This window comes from Sphingopyxis chilensis, assembly GCF_035930445.1.
GTDB classification, from domain to species: Bacteria; Pseudomonadota; Alphaproteobacteria; order Sphingomonadales; family Sphingomonadaceae; genus Sphingopyxis; species Sphingopyxis chilensis.
In genome coordinates, this window is record NZ_CP142394.1 from 1,408,021 (window position 1) to 1,426,984 (window position 18,964).

Annotated in this window: 15 protein-coding genes; 8 read left to right on the forward strand and 7 right to left on the reverse strand. The window is 63.7% G+C overall.

Features of this window, described 5'->3' with window-relative positions; genetic code table 11:
- Nucleotides 1-92: 92 nt before the first annotated feature.
- Complete coding sequence (locus VSX79_RS06270) at nucleotides 93-602, reverse strand: DUF3617 domain-containing protein (RefSeq protein WP_326914838.1); 510 nt, start codon at nucleotides 600-602, stop codon at nucleotides 93-95.
- Between the two features lie 475 nt (nucleotides 603-1,077).
- A complete protein-coding gene (locus VSX79_RS06275) occupies nucleotides 1,078-1,833 on the reverse strand; it encodes an SDR family oxidoreductase (protein ID WP_326914839.1) in 756 nt (251 codons plus the stop codon).
- 137 nt (nucleotides 1,834-1,970) lie between these two features.
- On the opposite strand from VSX79_RS06275, the gene VSX79_RS06280 reads away from it, so the two are divergent.
- A complete protein-coding gene (locus tag VSX79_RS06280) occupies nucleotides 1,971-2,858 on the forward strand; it encodes an AraC family transcriptional regulator (protein ID WP_326914840.1) in 888 nt (295 codons plus the stop codon).
- Between the two features lie 205 nt (nucleotides 2,859-3,063).
- Here VSX79_RS06280 and VSX79_RS06285 read toward each other — a convergent pair whose 3' ends face one another.
- The 4 genes from VSX79_RS06285 to VSX79_RS06300 all read right to left on the reverse strand — a co-directional run bounded on the left by VSX79_RS06285 (nucleotide 3,064) and on the right by VSX79_RS06300 (nucleotide 7,920).
- Complete coding sequence (locus VSX79_RS06285) at nucleotides 3,064-4,434, reverse strand: MmgE/PrpD family protein (protein WP_326914841.1); 1,371 nt, start codon at nucleotides 4,432-4,434, stop codon at nucleotides 3,064-3,066.
- A 132-nt stretch (nucleotides 4,435-4,566) separates the two neighbouring features.
- On the reverse strand, nucleotides 4,567-5,643 hold the full coding sequence (locus VSX79_RS06290; RefSeq protein ID WP_326914842.1) for a tartrate dehydrogenase: 1,077 nt from the start codon (nucleotides 5,641-5,643) through the stop codon (nucleotides 4,567-4,569).
- Nucleotides 5,644-5,654: 11 nt separating this feature from the next.
- The gene (locus VSX79_RS06295) at nucleotides 5,655-6,905 is read right to left on the reverse strand and encodes a glycerate kinase type-2 family protein (RefSeq protein WP_326914843.1); all 1,251 of its coding nucleotides are present in this window, start codon (nucleotides 6,903-6,905) and stop codon (nucleotides 5,655-5,657) included.
- Nucleotides 6,906-6,912: 7 nt separating this feature from the next.
- Nucleotides 6,913-7,920 (reverse strand): phosphoglycerate dehydrogenase, encoded by a 1,008-nt coding sequence (locus tag VSX79_RS06300; protein ID WP_326914844.1) that lies wholly within the window; start codon nucleotides 7,918-7,920, stop codon nucleotides 6,913-6,915.
- A 159-nt stretch (nucleotides 7,921-8,079) separates the two neighbouring features.
- Between VSX79_RS06300 and VSX79_RS06305 the strand changes: the two genes are divergently transcribed.
- The 5 genes from VSX79_RS06305 (at nucleotide 8,080) to VSX79_RS06325 (ending at nucleotide 14,339) form a co-directional block, all read left to right on the forward strand.
- Nucleotides 8,080-8,832: a GntR family transcriptional regulator gene (locus VSX79_RS06305; RefSeq protein WP_326914845.1), complete on the forward strand. Its 753-nt coding sequence runs from the start codon at nucleotides 8,080-8,082 to the stop codon at nucleotides 8,830-8,832.
- A 142-nt stretch (nucleotides 8,833-8,974) separates the two neighbouring features.
- Nucleotides 8,975-11,140 (forward strand): TonB-dependent receptor, encoded by a 2,166-nt coding sequence (locus VSX79_RS06310; RefSeq protein ID WP_326914846.1) that lies wholly within the window; start codon nucleotides 8,975-8,977, stop codon nucleotides 11,138-11,140.
- 43 nt (nucleotides 11,141-11,183) lie between these two features.
- Nucleotides 11,184-12,623, forward strand: a complete 1,440-nt coding sequence (locus VSX79_RS06315; RefSeq protein WP_326914847.1) for an acyclic terpene utilization AtuA family protein — start codon at nucleotides 11,184-11,186, stop codon at nucleotides 12,621-12,623.
- Nucleotides 12,616-12,927 (forward strand): DUF4387 domain-containing protein, encoded by a 312-nt coding sequence (locus VSX79_RS06320; protein ID WP_326914848.1) that lies wholly within the window; start codon nucleotides 12,616-12,618, stop codon nucleotides 12,925-12,927. Before VSX79_RS06315 ends, VSX79_RS06320 begins: the two co-directional genes overlap by 8 nt.
- Nucleotides 12,928-13,040: 113 nt before the next feature.
- Nucleotides 13,041-14,339, forward strand: a complete 1,299-nt coding sequence (locus tag VSX79_RS06325) for a CitMHS family transporter (protein WP_326914849.1) — start codon at nucleotides 13,041-13,043, stop codon at nucleotides 14,337-14,339.
- Between the two features lie 101 nt (nucleotides 14,340-14,440).
- On the opposite strand, the gene VSX79_RS06330 is transcribed toward VSX79_RS06325, so the two are convergent.
- The gene (locus VSX79_RS06330; protein ID WP_326914850.1) at nucleotides 14,441-16,765 is read right to left on the reverse strand and encodes a TonB-dependent receptor; all 2,325 of its coding nucleotides are present in this window, start codon (nucleotides 16,763-16,765) and stop codon (nucleotides 14,441-14,443) included.
- Nucleotides 16,766-16,856: 91 nt separating this feature from the next.
- Between VSX79_RS06330 and VSX79_RS06335 the strand changes: the two genes are divergently transcribed.
- Together VSX79_RS06335 and VSX79_RS06340 are read left to right on the forward strand one after the other, a co-directional pair.
- Nucleotides 16,857-17,432 carry a hypothetical protein gene (locus VSX79_RS06335; protein WP_326914851.1) on the forward strand — a complete coding sequence of 192 codons (576 nt, stop codon included), beginning with the start codon at nucleotides 16,857-16,859 and terminating at the stop codon, nucleotides 17,430-17,432.
- Nucleotides 17,429-18,922: a PepSY-associated TM helix domain-containing protein gene (locus tag VSX79_RS06340; RefSeq protein WP_326914852.1), complete on the forward strand. Its 1,494-nt coding sequence runs from the start codon at nucleotides 17,429-17,431 to the stop codon at nucleotides 18,920-18,922. The genes VSX79_RS06335 and VSX79_RS06340 overlap by 4 nt, the downstream gene beginning before the upstream one ends.
- Nucleotides 18,923-18,964 lie beyond the last annotated feature (42 nt).

The window sequence follows — 18,964 nt, forward strand, 5'->3', positions numbered from 1 at the left end:
ATAAGTAGACATCGCCGTGAGAAAATCCAGCTGGCCAAAAAAAGGGACGCGGTTCTGAACCGCGCCCCTTCATCAACTTTTTTCTGGGAAGCTCAGCCCTTGCAGGGACCGACATTGGTGCTGGTGACCTGCATCTGCATTTCCATGTCGCCGCCGCCCATCGGCGACTTGCCCTTCGAGGTAACGAGAACGTCGCTCTTCTTGGTGTCGAGAGTTCCGGCGAGGGCGAGTTCGACCTTCTGCGCGCCTTGTGTGCAGGTGCCCGCGACGTCGATCTTGCCGCTGCCGATCTCGTTCTTGCTCCAGGTACAGGCGTCGCCGTAGCCCTTCGATAGCGCACTGGCGACATCTTCCTTGTCGGCCTGTTCCTGCGTGAGGCACTGCTCGTTGCCGCTGGCGGCCGCGACTTGCTTCGACATCTGGTTTTTCACATTATCGGGAACGCCCGGCATCTCGAACTTGACCAGCTTGATGTCGGTCTTCCAGTTGCCGGCTTCGCGCTTCACCGTCCCGGCCGACGTAGCCGCCGTATCGTCGCTCTTGCCACAGCCGCTCAATGCCAGCGCCGCGCCGATTGCGGCGACCGTCAAAAACTTCTTCATGCTTCGGTATTCCTTCGATTGCTGTTCTTGGGTCCCCCGGAAGGTCGCAATTGCTTTACTTCCTAAGCGATTGCGAGCGGGCATGTATCAAGATTTCAATGGGATGCACGCCCAAAGTGGCGAGAAAACTATATGTCTAAGAACATTCCGCGGAATATTCGGGGTATCGATGCCCATCGCTCATGTTTCCGAGTACATCGTCAAAAGACGGATCGCACATGCATCGCGTCATTCGTAGGTGGCTGTCGATCGGTGCGACCAAGAGCCGATGGTCTGCGCCCACCACTTGACGGCGCGCGCGCAACGTCCGCTCTCTCAAATTCGCGCCCAGAAGCAGACTGCCAGCAACCGGCCAATGGTCGACTGGCATGTGGTACGGTTTTCTCAAAGTATCTAGATCCTGATCGCCCGAAAACCACAAAAGATCGCGCGCCGGTGGAGCATGCTCCACCGACGCGCGGTTGAATGAAGCGATCTAGATACCCTGGCCGCCCGATACTTCGATGCGCTGGGCGTTGATCCAGCGATTTGCATCCGAAAGCAGGCTGGCAACCATCGGTCCGATATCGTCGGGCATTCCGACACGGCCCAGCGCGGTCATGTCGGCGAACTGGGCATTGAGATCGGGCGTGTCGCGCACCGCGCCACCGAGGAAGTCGGTTTCGATCGCACCCGGCGCAACCGTGTTTACCGCGATGCCGCGCGCGCCCAGCTCCTTCGCGAGATAGACGCTTAGCACCTCGACTGCGCCCTTGGCAGCCGAATAGGCTGCGAAGCCGGGAGCGGAAACCCGAGTCAGGCCGGAGGACAGGTTCACAATGCGTCCGCCGTCGGCGAGGAGCGGCAGCAGCGTCTGGGTCAGGAAGAAGACGCCCTTGAAGTGGACGTTTACCAGCGCGTCGAATTGGGCTTCGGTAGTGTCGGCGATCATCGCATAGTCGCCATGCCCCGCGTTATTGACGAGATGGTCGAAGCTGCTCCGCTGCCAGGTGTCGCGCAGCGCAGCCTGCAGCCGGTCCGCGAAATCGCCAAAGCCCGAGACGGCCCCGCAGTCGAGCTGAAGCGCGACCGCCTTGCGGCCCATTGCCTGAATCTCCGCAACGACGGCGTCGGCGTCGCTGGAACGGCTGTGGTAGGTAATGATCACATCGCCGCCGGTGCGGGCGATGCTGAGAGCGGTGTTGCGGCCGAGGCCCCGGCTAGCACCGGTAATGAGCGTGATCTTGGTCATGGTCGGTCTCCTGTGCCGTGAGTGGCCACACCGATATGCCGCGGCCGAGCCCCGAGAGGTTGCCGGCACCTCGCTTATCTTTGCCTAATTCTCCAAATCTATGGTAGCGGCTGCGCTCCTGCGCTATACAGGCAGGCATGAACGACCTTCTCACTGCCGTGAGCCGCTATGCCGACGCGAATGCCGATGCGAATGGCGTCGCCGCCACGCCGATCGCTGGCCTGTCGACCATTCGCGCCACCGCGCCGAGCGATCTCGTCTATGCGATTTCGCGCCCGCTGGTCGCGCTCGTGGTGCAGGGCGGCAAGCATGTCACCATGGGCACGTCCGGATTTGCCTTTTCCGCAGGCGAGTCGCTGCTGATCGCCGCGGATGTGCCGACCGTCAGCCAGATCACGCGGGCGAGCATCGCCGCGCCCTATTATTCGCTGGTGCTCGAGCTCGACACCGCCATCGTTGCCGAGCTGGTCGCCGAGATGAAGCCGGGGCTGGTTCACGACCATGCACCCGTGAGGGTCGACCCGACCGACGCGGAAGTGGCGGACGCCGCTCTGCGGCTGATCCGGCTGCTCGATCGCCCGGCCTCCATCCCGGTGCTGGGGGCGCAGCTTTTGCGCGAAATGCATTACTGGCTGCTCGTCGGCAGGCACGGGGCGGCGATACGCCACCTCGGCTGGCCCGATGGCCATGTTCAGCGCGTGGCCCGCGCTGTCGCCATCCTGCGCACCGACTATGCAAGGCCGCTTCCGGTCGAGCGGCTGGCAGCGGCGGCAGGCATGAGCCCGTCGGCTTTCCATCAGCATTTTCGCGCGGTCACGTCGCTTTCGCCGCTCCAGTTTCAGAAGCATCTGCGGCTTGTCGAGGCGCGCAGGCTGATGCTGTCGGAAGGGAAGAACGCCAGCAACGCGGCGTTCGATGTGGGATATGAAAGTGTTTCCCATTTCAATCGCGAATATAGCCGGATGTTTGGCCAGCCCCCGGTCAGGGACATCAAGCTGGCTCGCAGCAGGGCCGTGGCGGCCTGACGATCCAGAGAGATGCAGTCTCTTCGACGAGATATTAGCAAGGCGCTGGTGAAGTCGTCGAGTCGTGTATCGCTTTTCGATGAGGTCGGTTTTGCGTCGTCTCGAACCCAAAGCTGATTGTCGGCTGCCGGCCAAAGTCCGGCGGCCGCGGAGCTTGGCTGGCGCGGCAGAACGCTGTAATCAATCGTTGGCGCGCCGTGCCGATTCAGCGCCGTGAGGCCATATTCTCGAACAACTCCCGGTAGTCGCGCTGGTGCTCAAGTCGCGCGGTAAACGCCAGAATGCGGTCTTGTACGGCTTCCGTAAAATGCCGCCCGGCCATACGTCTGAGCTTTTGTTCGAAATCCTTGTCGGACATCGGGTTTTCAAGTGAGCCAGGACCGCTGACGACTTCGCTTGAGATCGTCTGGCCGGAAGCAAGCGTGACCGTCACCCGGTTGGGCAGCTGCTGCGGGAACATCGCGGTGAGCACTGGATCTTCGGAGACCTTTGTCATGGACATCAGCGCCGCAGCCCTGGCGCCAGCAATCTTTGCGTCGGAATAGGTCTCGATGGTGATGTCGCCATCGATCAGCGCGCGGGCCACATTGAACGGCAAGCTATGATCGGCGGTTTCCCGGGTCTTGGGATGAAATTTCTCCGCGTCCGCGAGAACGCGGCAGTTGAATTCCGTCGTCTCGATATGAATCGCGGAAATAGCGCCGAGGTCAGGTATTCGAGGCCGCAATTCGAGGGCCGCCCATACGGCCGTGTGCAATTCGCCGTTGGTGGGGAAGCTTTTTGTCAGTGAGCGCAGGATCGCATAATCGCCGTTCTCGGGACTGCCGAACGCATTCGTGTCCAGCGTAAACGGCCCCGAAACCTGCGAAAAGAAGCCCATTTTCCCCTCGAATATCGGCGATGGACCCGTCATTCCGTGCCCGGCGAGTTGAGCGGCAAAGATCGCGTTTCGCGCCGCGTTTGCGGCCGAGCAGCCCTTCCAGTCCGACAGCTCGCCCGAGCGAACCTGCCGCATCGCGATATGGCCGTTGAGGGCGATGTTGATAGCTTGCGTAGTCCGGGCAACATCGAGTTTCAGAAGGCGCGACGCGGCCGCCGCGACCGCGACGGTCACATAGTTGACCTGATCCCATCCGCGCTTGTTGAGGTTCGCTGCGTCCTGAAGACGCATCTGGATTTCATAGGCGACGACGATCGCGGCCATCAGGTCGCGACCTCGAGCGCCTTCCGCCTCCGCCAAAGCGAGGCACGCAAAAATATTGTCGCTGGGATGGCCGGGCTCGCGGCCCATATAGCCGTCATTATAGTCGAGGAACCGCACCATTGTTCCGTTCGCGAAGGCGGCAAGGTCGGGCGTTGTGCGCAGCGTCGTCCCGAAGACACTGGAAGAGGCTGCCGGCACGGTCCGCGCCAGAGCAATAGCCGCTTTCACGGGGGCGGTATCAAAGGCGCCCAGAACGCAGGCGAGGCTGTCGACAAAACGGCGGCGGACGCATGCCAAGACGGGTTCGGGCAACGCCGCCGCGTCGAGATCGCAGGCATAGCTGGCCAGCTTCATGGCAAATGTTTCGTTCATCAATATTCTTTCCGCAAAGGCTGATCAGGCGAGAGGGTCGGGGGCGATCTCAAAGTGGATCATGGGCAACCGCTTTCCGGCCGACCGGCTTACCGGTACGCAACGAAAGGGCGGTATTGGCATGCCGGACGCTCATGAAAGCGCAGCGACTATGGCGTCAGTGCACTCGCGAGTGTTTGCCGCGCCGCCGAGGTCGCGCGTTCGATATTGCGGCTGTGCGAGCACCTCTTCGACCGCGCGAAGGACCGCGCTGGCGGCTTCATGTTCGCCAAGATGATCGAGCATCAGCGATGCAGACCAGATCTGGCCGACCGGATTGGCGATGCCTTTGCCCGCGATGTCTGGTGCCGAGCCGTGGACGGGCTCGAACAGCGAGGGAAAGCGCCGCTCGGGATTGATGTTCCCCGCCGGCGCGATCCCGATCGTTCCGGTGCAGGCGGGGCCGAGGTCGGACAGGATGTCGCCGAACAGATTGGACGCGACGACGACGTCGAACCAGTCGGGATGTTGGACGAAATGCGCGGTCAGAATATCGATATGATATTTGTCCCAGGCTACGTCGGGATAATGCGCCGCCATCGCTTCGACCCGTTCGTCCCAATAGGGCATGGTGATCGAAATGCCGTTCGACTTGGTCGCCGAAGTCAGATGCTTCTTTTCCCGCCGTTGCGCGAGGTCGAAGGCATATTTCAGGATCCGGTCCGTGCCTACCCGCGTCATGACCGTTTCCTGCATGACAATTTCGCGGTCAGTGTCCGGGAAGATCCTGCCGCCAATCGACGAATATTCGCCTTCGGTGTTTTCACGAACGACGTAGAAGTCGATGTCGCCCGGCTGGCGACCGGCAAGCGGGCTGGGGACGCCGGGCATCAGCTTGACCGGTCGAAGGTTGACATATTGGTCGAATTCGCGGCGAAACTGAATCAGCGAACCCCAAAGCGATACATGATCGGGCACCGTTTCGGGCCAGCCGACGGCGCCGAAGTAGATCGCGTCATGGCCGCCGATCTGCTGCTTCCAGTCGTCCGGCATCATCCGGCCGTGCTGCAGATAATGGTCGCATGAAGCGAAGTCGAAATGATCGAAAGCGAAGCCGCAGCCGAATTTACGTTCGACGGCCTCCAGTATCCGCAGCCCCTGGGGAACGACTTCCTTGCCGATCCCGTCGCCGGCAATCACGGCGATGCGGTGAATAGTCTTGTTCGTCACGGGAACCTCTCTCAGATGGGATCGATCAGGATGGCGCGGAAATCATTGACGTTGGTCAGGGTGGGGCCGGTGACGAGCAACGCATCGATCCCCGCGAAGAAGCCGTAGGCGTCATTGGCGGCGAGCGCCGAAGTCGCATCGACGCCGCATTTCGCGGCGGCCGTGAGCGTATCGGGGCCGATGATAGCCCCCGCATTGTCCTCGCTGCCGTCGAGCCCGTCGGTGTCTGCGGCGAGCCCGCTTATCCCGGCCGCGCCCCCAAGTTCGAGCGCGAGCGCGAGCAGATATTCCGCATTGCGCCCGCCGCGCCCGCCGCCGCGCACGGTGACGCTGGTTTCTCCGCCCGACAGGAGGACGCAGGGCGCCGCCGCGATACCGTCCCCGGCGCGGATGGCCTTCGCGATCGCCGCGTGATTGCGGGCCACGTCGCGTGCTTCGCCCTCGATTGCATCGCCGAGAATGACGGGATGATAGCCGTGGTTGCGCGCCGCCTCGGCCGCCGCATCGAGAGCGTCGCGCGCGGTCGCGATCACGAAATGCTGCGCGGCGGGCAGTGATTTCGGCGTCTCGCTTTCCGGATTCTCGAGCCAGGCGCGAACCGCCGGTGCGTCGATCCGGTAGCGGTCGAGGATCGCGAGCGCGTCATAGCGGCTGCTCGGGTCGGCGAAGGTCGGTCCCGACGCTACTTGCGCCGGATCGTCGCCCGGAATGTCCGAAATAATATAGGTGACGACGCGTGCCGGTGCGGCCGTCAGCGCAAGGCGTCCGCCCTTCACCGCCGAAATATGCTTGCGGACGACATTGATCGCGCCGATCGGCGCACCCGAACGGAGGAGCGCGCGGGTTACAGCCTGTTCGTCGTCGAGAGTGAGCGGCCCCGCGGGGGCTGCGAGGAGCGCCGATCCGCCTCCCGAGACGAGGCAGACGACGAGATCGTCGGGTCCCATTGCCTCGGCCGCGGCGAGCATGCGCGCCGTCGCTGCGCGGCCCGCATCGTCGGGCACGGGATGCGCGGCCTCGATGATCTCGATCCGCTCGCACGGGGCGCCGTGTCCGTATCGCGTTACTACCATGCCCGAAAGGGGTGCTTCCCATGCCTGATCGAAGGCGCTTGCCATCGAGGCGGCGGCTTTTCCCGCACCGAGCACCAATGTCCGACCCCGGGGCGGGTCGGGCAGGCGGCGGCCATCGAATGAGCCCGCCGGCATGGCGCGCGCAACGGCGGTATCGAACAAGTGGATCACCAGTTCGCGCGCGTCCATTGCAGGATCAGAGCCTGCGCCGACCATCGGCGATCACGCATTGCGACGGCGGGTCTTTGCCCGTGAGGACCGCGACGACGCATTTCGCGGCGACCATATTGGTCCGCTCGAGCCCCTCGCGGGTCGAGGCGGCAGCGTGCGGCGTGGCGATGACATTGGGAAGTTCGATGAGGCGCTGGCTGATCGCGCGATATTCGGGATCGGCTTCGCTGACGAAGGTGTCGAGACCGGCGCCGGCGATCTGGCCGGCCAGTAGTGCATCGAGCAGCGCCGCGTCGTCGACCAGCCCGCCGCGCGCGGCGTTGATCAGGACGGCGCCCGGCTTCATTCGCGCCAGCGCATCGGCATCGATCAGGAAACGCGTCTCGGGCGTAAGCGGCGCGTGGAGCGATACATAGTCGCTTTCGCGCAACAAGGTGTCGAGGTCCGTAAATTCGACGCCGGTGCGTCCGGAAAAATCGGGGTCGGGCGTCGGCGTTGCCACCAGGATGCGCGTCTCGAACCCGCCGAGGCGCTGGACGAGGCTGCGCCCGATCCGGCCCAATCCGACGATGCCTACGGTCTTTCGATACAGATCCCCTCCGGTCAGGATTGACCAGTCCCCGCCGATCATCTTGGCCTGGGTCTCACGGAAGCGGTGCCCGACCGCGAGCATCAAGGCGATCGTATGGTCGGCGACCGAGGCGTCGTTACCGCCCGCGGCGATGCACACCACTTTTCCGAACTCCTTTGCTGCCGCGACATCGACGCGCTCATAGCCGACGCCCCGGCGCGACACGATTTGCAGCAGGGGCAGGGCGGCCAGCAATTCGCGCGTCACGCGCGCGTGGCCGACGATCCATCCGGCCGCGCCGTCCAGCATCGCGACAAGTTGGTCGTGCGACAGATTGCCGTCGGCCTGACCGGCCGGCAAATCGGCCTGCACGACCTCGCAACCGGCGCCTTCAAGGAGCCTGATCGCGGCCTCGTCGAAGAAGCGTTGCGTGACGATGACGCGAGCCCGGTCAGGCTTCATGATGATCCCCTCCTGTCGGTACAATCGTCGTCTTGAACCGGTGGCCGATCAGCCTCTTCGGTGACGAACTCGAATTTTGCGAATCAATCATACCAAGGATTGAATTCAATTTGCAACATTTTGGTGGCGCCATGCGCCGGCCGGGGCTAATCAGCGCATATGCCCCAGCGCAAAGCCAAGCCATCCGCCGTTCCAGAAGAGCCGGAAACGCTGTTCACCTCGACCGTGCTCACGCAGATCCGCGAGTTGATCGTCACCGGCGAGCTGCCACCGGGCACGCATCTCGCCGCCGAGCCGATCGCAAGCCGCCTCGGCGTGTCGCGGACGCCGGTGCGCAACGCCTTTTCGGTTCTGTTGGCCGAAGGATTGCTCGAGCATTCTGTCAATCGCGGCTTCTCGGTGCGCGAGATTCCGCTCCGCGATATATTGGGTGCTATCGACATGCGCGCGGTGATCGAAGCGCGCGGCTGCGGCATGTCGATCGAATATGGCTGGTCGCCCGAGGAGCTTGCTACCCTCGACGAACGGATCGCGGCCGGCCGCGAGATCGTCGACCGTGGCGACTGGTCGGCCGAAATCGAGCGACACTGGTATGAGATCAACCGCGACATTCATGCCTGGATTGTGCGGGTCGGGCGGAATCCTTCCATCCGCAGCGCCATGCGGATGACGCTTATCTACCCGATTTTCGGCGATGTCTGCCGGTTGTGCCCGTCGGTGTCGCGCTATGTCCCGCTGCGCAATCGTCAGATTCCGCCCACCGTGCCGGAGCATGTCGCCGAGTCGCAGGCCGAGCATGAGGCGATCGCCGATGCGATTCGCTCGGACGATGCGGAGGCAGCCGAACGGCTGATGCACCAGCATGTTATCGCAGTGAAGCACCGCGTGCTCCTCGCCGCCACGCGTCGCTAATTCCCGCTGATTCCGTCCGAATCCGGAACGTGCATTCGCGCGTCCTCCGTATATTGAATCCACAGATTTGACATATTGCATTCAATCGTCGATTAGAACGGCGACGGGCCGCGACAGACGGCCGCTCGAAGTGGAGGATGCTATGCGAGGTGGAATCTTGTTTTGCGGCGCCGCCGTTCTGGCGCTTTCGAATGCGCATGCAGCGCGGGCGCAAGAGGGGGCAGGTGCGCCCGATAGCGTCGAAGCGGCCGACGATGCGATCATCGTGACCGCGCAGCGACGGAGCCAGAGTCTGCAGGACGTGCCGGTGACGGTCACCGTATTCGGCGCAGAGGAAATCGAGCAGGCGCGAATCCAGCAGGTGAGCGATGTCGTGACGCGCACCCCGGGCCTCAGTTTCGACGCTTTTCCTGCGAGCCAGCCGCGCTTGGCAGTTCGCGGCATCGGATCGTCGGACAAGGGCGCAGCCGGGGATCCAAGCGCCGCGGTGTTTCTCGATGAGATTTATCTCGGGCGCCCTGCGGCGGTAGCGTTCGACGCCTTCGACGTCGAGCGGATCGAGGTGCTCAAGGGGCCGCAGGGCACGCTGTTCGGGCGCAACGTCGTGGGCGGCGCGATCAACGTCGTGACCAAGCGCCCGGAACTGGGCGGCTTCGATGCGGCGGCCGAATTCACCTATGGCAATTACGACCGGCTCGACGGCGCGGGCTTCATCAATCTGCCGTTCGGCGGCGGGGGCGGGGCGATCCGGGTCAGTGGTGCCTATCGCTCGCACGGCGGCTATGTTTATAATCCGGTGATCGACCGCCGCGTCGACGATCAGGACACGCTGAGCGGGCGTTTCCAGTTTCTCGCCGAACCCACCGACAATTTGCGCGTGCATTTCACGCTCGACGGAACCCGCGACCGCGCGACCGGCCCCGCCAAATATATCTTCGATGTCGACCCCGATGACCCCTTGTCGGCCGCTTATACGGTCGACCGCGATCCCAAGCGCACCTACGGATCGTTCGCAGGCTATCAGGATCGCGACACCATCGGGGTGCGCGGCGAAATTGCCTGGGACTTGAGCTTCGCGACGCTGTCGTTCCTCGGCTCTTTCCGTGATCTCGATTATGGAACCCGCTATGATTTCGACGGCAGCAACCCGACGCGATCGCTGGTCGACATCAGTGGCGGCGAGGACGAGCGTTCGGAATTGTCGAGCGAGGAAGTGCGGCTGTCGTCGTTGCCCGGCTCGGGGATCGATTGGGTCGTGGGCTTCTATCGCTACCGGCAAAAGACGATCCGGTCCGACATCTTCAATCTCGACAGCGAGTTCGTAGCGCCGATCCCGCTCACCGACATTTACGACCAGGATGCGCGGCTCGACAGCATTGCGGTCTTCGGCGATGCGACGATCCCGCTCGGCGACAAATTCAGCATCATCGGCGGCGTGCGCTATTCGCGCGACGACAAGACGTACCGGGTCACCAACATGCGCGGGATGGTGCCGCTGCGCGGCGACGAGTTCTTCGACGTCACCACGCAGAAGAGCTGGGACGACGTAACCTATCGCGGCGGCCTCAATTTCAAGCCGAACGACGACCATCTCCTCTACGCGATGGTGTCGCGCGGTTTTAAAAGCGGTGGGTTCCAGGATACGCCGGCAAGCGCGATCGATGCCGCGACCGCATTCGATCCGGAAACCGCGGTGCAGTATGAAATCGGCCAGAAGAGCCGCTTCTTCGACGGACGGCTGATCTGGAACAACACGCTCTATTGGCTCGATTACAAGAATCTCCAGACGCGCCAATCGCAGCCCGATGGTTCGATCATCACCAACAACGCAGGGAAGGCGACGATCAAGGGATTTGAGACGCAGTTGACCGCGCGGTTGACGGGCGGACTGAATCTCTCGGCCGCCTACGCTTATACCGATGCGCGCTTCGACGAGTTCGACGATGAGGGGATCGACCGGTCGGGCAACCGCATCTCGCGCACGCCGAAGCACAAGCTGACACTGTCACCGTCCTACACTGCAGCGCTCGGTGGGAGCACCGAACTGACGGTGGCGGTCGACTATCAATATGAAAGCCTGATCTACGACGACAACAGTAACGAGGGGCCCGAAATCCGGCCGGCGACGCATTTCGTCGACGCGCGCGTCGTTCTGGCCGGGATCGGCGATCGTTGGACCTTGTCGCTGTGGGGCAAGAATCTGACCAACGAGCGGACGCGAACGCACCAGACGCTTTTCCTTGGCGCCAACTTCGGAACCTACAACCCGCCGCGTACCTACGGAGCGACGCTCGGCTGGCGCTATTGATTGCCGCCGGGCCACGACGATTTGAGATGAAGGAGCGTAAAGCGTGACAGAACAGCCGCCAGCCGCCGACGCGTTCGCCGGCCCGATCAAGGTGCTCGTGCCGTGCGGCTCGCTCGGCGCGGGGGTGCGCGAAAGCGAGATCGCCTACGGCATAGCGGAGGGTGCGCATGTGATCGCGTCGGATGCCGGGTCGACCGATAGCGGCGCTGCCTATCTCGCGCTCGGCAAGTCGAAGAACAGTCGCGGCGCGGTCAAGCGTGACCTCGAGATTTTGATGCGGGCGCAGGCCGAGCATGGCATTCCGATCATCATCGGAACCTCGGGGCAGGCGGGGGGGGACCTCAACCTTCAATGGACGCGCGAGATCGTCGAGGAGGTCGCGGCCGAGCTCGGAACGGCGCCGAAGATTGCGCTCATTCATTGCGAACAGGACAAGGCGACGATCAAGCGGCTCAACGCCGCAGGCCGTATCCAACCCCTGCCGCCGCTCGGCCCGCTGGAGGACGAGGTCATCGACCAGTGCGAACATATCGTCGCCGCGCTCGGCGTCGAACATTTTATCGCCGCGCTCGACGGCGGCGCCGACATCATCCTCGGCGGACGGTCGACCGATACCGCGGTGCTCGCTTGCTATCCGATCTGGAAGGGAGCGCCGTGGGGGCCGGCGTGGCACGCGGGCAAGACGGGCGAATGCGGCGTCCAATGTTCGGTCAATCCGACGCTGGGTTCGGGCGTCATGCTGACCGTCAAGGCCGACGGCTTCGAGGTCGCGCCACTGAGCGACGACAATCGTTGTTCTGTCCATAGCGTGTCTGCGCATATGCTGTACGAGAATACCGATCCCTTCCGGCTTGCCGAACCCGGCGGCGTGCTCGACGTAACGCGCGCACGCTACACGCAGTTGGATGAGCGAACCGTCTCGGTAAGCGGATCGGGATGGGAGCCAGGCCCCTATTCGATGAAGCTCGAAGGCGCGAGCGCGGGACAGTATCAGACGATGATGCTGGTCGGTATCCGGAATCCGGAAGTGCTGAGCGACATCGAGAATTTTCACGATAAGCTGCTGGCCGCGCTATATGAGCGAACCCGCAAGTCCTTCCCGGCCGAGGCGCTTGGCGAATTCCATATTTCGCTTCGCATGTACGGATGGAACGGCATCGACGGCAAGCCGGTGCCACCGGATAGGCCGCCCCCGCCCGAGATCGGCATGGTCTTCGTCGCCACTGCCGATACGCAGGAACTGGCCAATGCGATCGCGCATGCGTGCAACCCCTATTTCTTCCATTATCCCAATGTGATGAACAAGGAAATTCCGAGTTATGGCTTCATGCTGAGCCCGGCCGACGTGCCGTGCGGCCAGTTCTTCGAATTCCGGCTGAACCACATCGTTGCGCTCGACGATCCGTTCGAACTGGTCCGGATCGAATATGTCGATCTGGCATCGGGGTCGGCTGCAGCACAAAAGGAGGCGGTCCATGGTTAAGCTTCGCGACGTCTGCCACGAGATCCGGTCGAAGAACGCCGGCCCCTTCTGGGTCACCTTCGATATATTCTTCGACGGGCCGGCCAGTTTTACGCGCTATCATACCGATCCCGCGCTGTCGGCCGACAGCTTCGCGCGCCTCTACGGCGCCGATGCGAGCATGGTGAAGCGTATTCCGGTCGACGATCTTTCGATGATCAAGATTTCCTATCCGCGAACGTTCCCGCAGGGCGGCATGGTCGAACGCGACATGCACTCGGGGCAGCAATATGTGCCGCTGCTCGACGTCGAACTGGCCGACTGACGACGTCGCCTGAGGACGGCGCCGGGATGCGAATGGCAGGCCGGATCGACTCCGGCCTCCGCGGTTGACATTCTGCAGCACTCACGGCGACCTTATTCCGAAGGATATTCACGATGACATTGGCGCTGCTGGGTTTCGCGACCGTCCTGCTGTTCATCGTCCTCATCATGATCAAACGGATGTCGGCGGCCGCCGCGTTGATCGCGGTTCCCATCGTTGGCGGCCTTCTCGCCGGCGCCGGGCCCGGCCTCGGGGACATGATGCTCAAGGGCATCGTCGACGTGGCGCCAATTGCGACGATGCTGGCGTTCGCGGTCCTCTATTTCGCAGTGATGATGGATTCGGGACTTTTCGACCCTTTGGTCAACCGCATCCTTGCTGTCGTGGGCGACGATCCCGTTCGCATTGCGATCGGAACGATGGCGCTGTCCTCGCTCGTCTCGCTGGACGGCGACGGCACGACCACCGCCTTGATCGTTATTACCTCGATGCTTCCGCTCTATCGCGCGATCGGAATGAATCCCCTGATCCTCGCGATGCTGCTTGGCAGCAGCAACGCCATCATGAACCTGCTTCCCTGGGGAGGCCCGTCGGCGCGCGCTGCCGCCGCGGTCAAGGTCGACCTCGTCCACGAGGTGTTCCTGCCGTTGGTGCCAGCCATGCTCATTGCTCTCGCGGCGCTCGCAGCACTGGCGTGGTGGTTCGGAACGCGCGAACGGGCGCGGCTGGGGTGGAAAGCGGGCGCGCGCGCGACGCCGGTACCTGCCGTCGCGGCGGACCGCCCCGAGCGGCGTCCGCGCTTGTTCTGGTTCAATCTGCTGCTGACCGCCGCGCTGATGGCCGGAATGGTCACCGGAATCGCACCCTTACCGGTGCTGATTATGGGGGCGCTCGCCGTGGCGCTCACCGTCAATTATCCGAAACTCTCCGATCAGCGCGAAAGGATTGCGACGCACGCCGACAATGTGGTCATGGTGGTGGTGCTGATCTTCGCGGCCGGCGCTTTTACCGGCATCCTGGGCGGCACCGGCATGACCGATGCGATGGCGCGTGCGCTGCTCGCCGGCGTGCCCGACGCACTCGGAGTCTATCTCGCGCCGATCACCGCCTTGCTTGCCTTGCCACTGACGTTCGTCATGTCGAACGACGCCTATTATTTTGGCGTGGTACCGGTGCTGGCACAGGCCGGCGTCGCCCACGGAATTCCGGCTGAGGCGATTGCGCGCGCATCGCTGATGGGTGGTCCCGTCCATTCACTGAGCCCGCTGCTCGCTCCCGTCTATCTGGCGTGCGGATTGCTTGGGGTCGATGTCGCAGATGCGCAGCGGTTCGCGCTAAAATATGCGGTTGGGATAAGCCTCATCATGACCTTGGCCGCGATCATCACGGGCGCCATTCCGTACGCCGCGTAGAGCTGTCCGAATAGTTGACGGACGTGGACCACTGGGCGTCCGCTATTCGCGCTCGGCGCGTGGCAACCTGACTGTCAGCAACCGGCCAGCAGCCGGCAAGGTTAAAATCTGCCTTCCAGAGTCAGCCCGATCATTCGGGGCTCACCGAACAGCGCCTGCATCCGGCCGGCATTCTCATATTGATAGTCGTAATATTCGTCGTCGAAGATGTTCGTCGCGACCAAGTATGTGCCGAAATAGTCATTTGCGTATCCAACCTTGGCGTTGACCAAGGTGCGCGAGGGCACATTTCGGCCGCCGCTCTGGTCGCGAATGTCCTGGAACTGCGGACCGCGATAATTGACGTTGAGGTTGGCATTGAAACCCGACGGATGGCGCCAGTCGAGCCCCGCCGCCCAGGTCCAGCGCGGCGCGTTGGCGAATTCGAAGCCCGACAGGTCGAGCACCTGCCCATTGCCCGTTTCGAAATCGAGGAACTTGCTGTTCGCATAGCCGACCGAGCCATAGACGTTCAGCCGGTCAGTGACGTCGAAATCGCTCTCGACCTCGAAACCCCATACGCGCGAGCTGCCCGCATTCTGCGTCTCATAATCATAGACATTGTCGGACAGCTGGACATAGACCTGCTGGTCCTTCCATTCGATGTAAAAGGCGTTGGCGTTGAAGGTCAGCCGCCGGTCGAGCCATTGGGTGCGCAGCGACAGCTCGTAATTCCACGTATATTCGGGATCATAGACATGCGTTGTCGCGCGGCCGGGGTTCACCCCGCTGCCACCCGAGCGATAACCGCGCTGGACGATCGCGCTGACCGTCTTGTCGGGCGCGAATTCCCACGAAATTCCGCCCTTGGGCAGGAACGCCTTATAGGTTGTAGTCGATTCGGGCCCGGCGCTGTTCGCGTCGGCGACGGTCTGGAGCAGCAGGCCGTTGATCTGCTGGAGGATCAGGCCGAGCGTCGGATCGGGGGCGGCCGCCGGGTCGGGCAGCACCGTGTTGAGGATGACGACATTGTCGTTCGCGACCTTCTGCCGCTCCTGATCGTAGCGGAAGCCCGCGAGCAATTTCAGCCCCGGTGCGACCTCCCAGCTCGCGTCGCCGAACAGGGCCATCGTTTCGATGTCGACCGCATAGCGCTGGTCCGACGAGATGAAGACGCGCGGCGGGTAATAGCTGCGCGCCAACTGGGCGAGCCCCAGCGCCTGATCGGCGGGCAGCCCGGACTGGGTTTGGAGCAACGCCGCGACCTGCGCCGTCAGGCCCAGGTCGACGTCGGGATCGAGGCTGAACGTGCTGTTCGAATCCGACCGCGGGTTTTTCAGCCGCGAATAAAAGCCGCCGATCAGACCCTGCAGCGGGCCGGTATCGAAGTTCAGCCGCATTTCCTGGCTGAAGATCTTCTGGTCGGTCAAGAAATCGCCATAGGCCTCGTCCTCGGGGCGCAATTCGCCGTCATAGGTCGAAAAGGTCTTGAGGTGGTTGTAGGTGCTCACCGACGACATGGTGAAGACATGGCCGAGCGGCAATGCCACGTCGAAGGTGAACAGGTCGGAGCTCGTCTTCGTATAGGTCGGACGGTTCGCCTCGACGGTGCGATCGTCCCAGGCGCCGGGTTCATCACTGAACACATAGCCGCGCCCGTCGTTGCCGAAATGGCGGTCATAGAGATAGGACGCCTTGATCTGGATGCCGTCGGCGCCCGCGGGGGTAAACAGCAATTTGGCGCGCACGACCTCGCTGTTCGTCTTCGCATAATGGCCGCCGCTCAGCCGGTTCCTGATCAGCCCGTCGCCGCGCGCCAGCTCGCCCGCGACGCGGAACGCCAGCACATCGCCCGCGATCGGCCCGCCGATCGCGGCGGCGAGGCGATATTCGCCGTCGGCGTCGGTGATCATCGCGCGCGCTTTTCCGCGCCAGTCGAAGCTGGGGTCGGCGGTCTTGAGGATGATCGCGCCCGCGAGCGCGTTGCGCCCCTGCAGGGTCGACTGCGGCCCGCGCAGGATCTCGGCCTGCTCGAGATCCCAAAGGTCGAGCGGCCCGCCGCCCGCCGCCTCGGTCGGCAGCGGCGATCCGTCGAGATAGATGGTCGCAAGGTTGCCGAAGCCATAGCCCGAGACATTCTTGTTCGAAATGCCGCGGATGTTGAAACCCGATTTGGCGAAGGTAGATGACAGGTTCGCGGTGCGGTCGATCAGGTCATAGACGCTGATCAGATTCTGCCGGTCGATCTCTTCGGCGGTGAAGACCTTCACGCTTTCGGGCGTGTCCTGCAACGTCCGGTCGAACTTCATGCCGGTGACGACGATCTCGTGGCCCGTCCCGACATCGCCCGCTTCGGCGGCGGCATCCATCGCGGCTTCCTCGGCGTGCAGCGGCATCGCCGCGCTCGCCAGCATCAGGGCCAGAACCGGCCGGATCGTCTTGGTCATTGTCTTTAGCTCCCCGCTTGGCTAACGACGGGGCCGCTATTGCTATTGCGAATGCGAGTCAATAGTTAGGCAGAAGGACATAGGGGGACATATGGAAGACACTCCGGCGCTTTGGCCGGCGCTGTTGATCGGCGTGGCGGCTGGCACGGGCGTCTGGTTGCTGCGCCGTTCGTGGCAGGGCAGGGACCAGAAGGCGAGTCTGGTGCTCGGCGGCTGGCTGCTCGTCGCCGCCGCGACCCTCCTTCCCGCCTGGGTGCTCGGCCCCGCGCGCGGGCCTTTCGTCGCGCTCGCGATCGTCCCCGCCGCCGCGCTTGGCATCGTCGCCGCGAACTATAGCGTTCGTCAGGCGAAAGCCCGCGCAGCGCGCGAAAGCCTCGCGCCCGAACCCTCCGACCGCGCGACGACCCGCTGGCGCGAGACGCTGCGCTGGTTGCTCGCGGGACCGATCGGCATGATCGCCGCAATGGGCGTCGGCATCGCCTGGGCCGCGCTTGCCCCCGGCGAGCAGCAGACGCGCCTCGTCGTCGGGGGAATGATCGTCCCCGTCGCCTGGGGCGCGTGCATGGCGTGGACACTCGCCGACAACCGCATCCTCCGCGCGACCGCCGTGCTTACCTGCGTCGCGCTGGTCAGCTTTACCGCCGCCATCGTGAAGGGCTTTGCATGACCGCCGCCACCCCCGCGCCGAAGCCCAGGAAGCCGAAAGACCTGATGTCGCGCATCCCCGCGGGCTTCGTCCGCGCGGTGCTTCGCGGGCACAGCAGCCTTGGCCTCGCCTTCGCTGCGCTCATCTACCTTGTCTGCCTTTCGGGCAGCATCGCGGTCTTCGCGCACGAGTTTCAGCGCTGGGAAAGCGCCGCCGGCCCACACGTCACCGACGTCACCCCCGATGCCGTCCAGACCGCGTTCGAAGGCGCGATCGCTGCGGGGGGCGCGGGGGTCGAGCACGTCTATATCACGCTCCCCAGCGCTGATTTCCCGCGCCTCCTCCTCCACGTCGATGCCGACGCCGACCGCGAATATCTCGCTGACGAAAGCGGCCGGATCGCGCCAGGCAAGGACTTCGCCTGGACCGAGTTCATCACCCGCCTCCACATCAACCTCCACCTCCCCGTCACCTGGGGCATCTTCCTTGTCGGGCTGATCGGCGTTGCGCTCCTGTCGTCGCTCGTCTCGGGCATCCTCGCGCACCCGCGCATCTTCCGCGACGCCTTCCACCTGCGCTTGGGGGGATCGAAGCGGTTGCAGGAGGCCGACCTCCACAACCGGCTCGGCGTCTGGGCGCTGCCCTTCCACATCATCATCTCGCTGACCGGGGCCTTCCTCGGGCTCACCACGATCATCGTCGGGGTGCTCGGCATGGCGATGTTCAACGGCGACGTGAACAAGGTCTATGCGCTCTTCTTCCCGCCGCCGCCGGTCGACGACCCGCGCCCCGCACCGGTGCTCGACCTGCGGCCCATGTTCGCGAAGCTGCCGCAGGACGGCGGCCGCCTCACCTATATTTTCACCGAACATCCGACCGAGATGGGCGGCGCCGCGCTGTTCAACGTCGAGCAGCCCGACCGCATGGCGGGGGTCGACAGCTACGCCTTCCGCCGCGACGCCAGCATCTACAACGCGCAAAAGGCCGCCGACAACAACTTCGGAGAGGACCTGCTCGGCGGCATGGGCCAGCTCCATTTCGGCTGGTTCGGCGGCGGGATCGTCAAGATCGTCTATTTTCTGCTCGGCCTCGCGCTCTCCTATCTCGCCGCGAGCGGGGTCAACATCTGGCTCGCGCGCCGCCGCGACAAGGGCCGCCCCGCGCCCGGCTGGGAACGCGTCTGGGCCGCGACTGTCTGGGGCCAGCCCGCGGGCTTCGCCGCCGCCGCGATCGCTGCGCTGGCCCCGGGAACGGCGGGGGCGGCGATCGCGACCTGGGTTATCGTATCGCTCCTTTTCTGGCTGCTCGCGATCCGCATCGACGCAGCCCGGCTTCGCCGCTGGGGCACTACGACTACCGGCGCGTTGATGCTCCTTGCCAGCGCGGTGCACTTCACGCTTCGTGACGGTGCCTCTTCGGTCGATACTGTCGTATGGATCGTCAACGCGGCCCTACTGGTGGCGGGATTAGCGCTACTTCTATTCAAATCCCGTGTCACCGTACCGACCTGACCGGGCTCCTGTCGCGTCTTCGACATCGACTGACTGGCCACT